The following is a 1,402-nucleotide window of genomic DNA, read 5'->3' as shown; positions in this document are numbered from 1 at the left end:
CGCCCTCGGCCTGCTGATCATGATGTACCCGGTGTTGGCGAAGGTCCGCTACGACCGCCTCGACACTGTCACCGGGGACAAGAAACTCCTCGCCGGCTCGCTGGTCCTGAATTGGGTTCTCGGCCCGGCGCTGATGTTCGCCCTCGCCTGGCTGTTTCTGCCTGACCTGCCGGAATACCGAACCGGTTTGATCATCGTCGGCCTCGCTCGCTGCATCGCGATGGTGATCATCTGGAACGACCTGGCCTGCGGAGACCGCGAAGCCGCCGCGGTGCTGGTCGCCATCAACTCGGTGTTCCAGGTGATCATGTTCGCCGTGCTCGGTTGGTTCTACCTCTCGGTCCTGCCCGGGTGGCTCGGCCTCGAACAGACCACCATCGACACCTCGCCCTGGCAGATCGCGAAATCGGTCCTGATCTTCCTCGGTATCCCGCTGCTGGCAGGTTTTCTGTCCCGCTTCTTCGGTGAACGCGCCAAAGACCGCGACTGGTACGACAACAAGTTCATCCCCAAGATCAGCCCCTGGGCGCTCTACGGTCTGCTGTTCACCATCGTCGTGCTCTTCTCGATGCAGGGCGAACAGATCACCTCCCAGCCCTGGGACGTCGTCCGGATCGCGCTGCCCTTGCTCGCGTACTTCGCGCTCATGTGGGGCGGAGGCTACGTCCTCGGCGCCGCAATCGGATTGGGCTATGAACGCACGACGACCCTGGCGTTCACCGCCGCGGGCAACAACTTCGAACTCGCGATCGCCGTAGCCATCGCCACCTACGGCGCCACCTCGGGGCAAGCTCTTGCCGGCGTAGTCGGCCCGCTGATCGAGGTACCGGTGCTCGTCGGGCTGGTCTATGTCTCCCTTGCTCTACGCAAACGCTTCACACCCACTGACGGAAAGGTTTCAGCCCCATGACCGACAAGCCCAGCGTCCTGTTCGTCTGTGTCCACAACGCCGGCCGATCGCAGATGGCCGCGGGATTCCTGAGCCACCTCGCCGGCGATGCCATCGAGGTCCGCTCCGCCGGATCTGCCCCCGCGGAGACCATCAACTCCGCCGCGGTCGAGGCGATGGCCGAGCTCGGAATCGACATCTCTGCCCAGACCCCGAAGATCCTCACCACCGACGCCGTGCAGGATTCGGATGTCGTGATCACGATGGGATGCGGCGACACCTGCCCGATCTTCCCCGGCAAGAGCTACCGCGACTGGGTCCTCGACGATCCCGCCGGCCAAGGCATCGACGCGGTTCGCCCGATCCGCGACGAGATCAAAACCCGCGTCCAAGCCTTGATCAGCGAACTCACCGCCCCGTCGGTATCGCGCTGACCGCTCGTACTGCCCGTATTCGATCCCGTGAAAGAGACACTATGACCATCCCGTCCGCGGTCCATGACGTCATCATTGT

Annotated in this window: 2 protein-coding genes; both read left to right on the top strand. The window is 63.8% G+C overall.

Features of this window, described 5'->3' with window-relative positions; genetic code table 11:
- Positions 1-910 (top strand): ACR3 family arsenite efflux transporter (gene arsB / locus ACH4F2_RS36090; RefSeq protein WP_398136818.1); only part of this gene is annotated, 910 nt, incomplete at its 5' end.
- On the top strand, positions 907-1,323 hold the full coding sequence (locus ACH4F2_RS36085; RefSeq protein WP_003944644.1) for an arsenate reductase ArsC: 417 nt from the start codon (positions 907-909) through the stop codon (positions 1,321-1,323). The genes arsB and ACH4F2_RS36085, both read left to right, overlap by 4 nt.
- Positions 1,324-1,402 lie beyond the last annotated feature (79 nt).

It is taken from the genome of Streptomyces sp. NPDC017890, assembly GCF_044328675.1.
Taxonomy (GTDB): Bacteria; Actinomycetota; Actinomycetes; order Streptomycetales; family Streptomycetaceae; genus Streptomyces.
This window is presented reverse-complemented; position numbering and strand designations above follow the sequence as displayed.

Coding starts and splice junctions, on each gene's coding strand:
- ACH4F2_RS36085 (WP_003944644.1), top strand. CDS start 907: ATGACCGACAAGCCCAGCGTCCTGTTCGTCTGTGTCCACAACGCCGGC.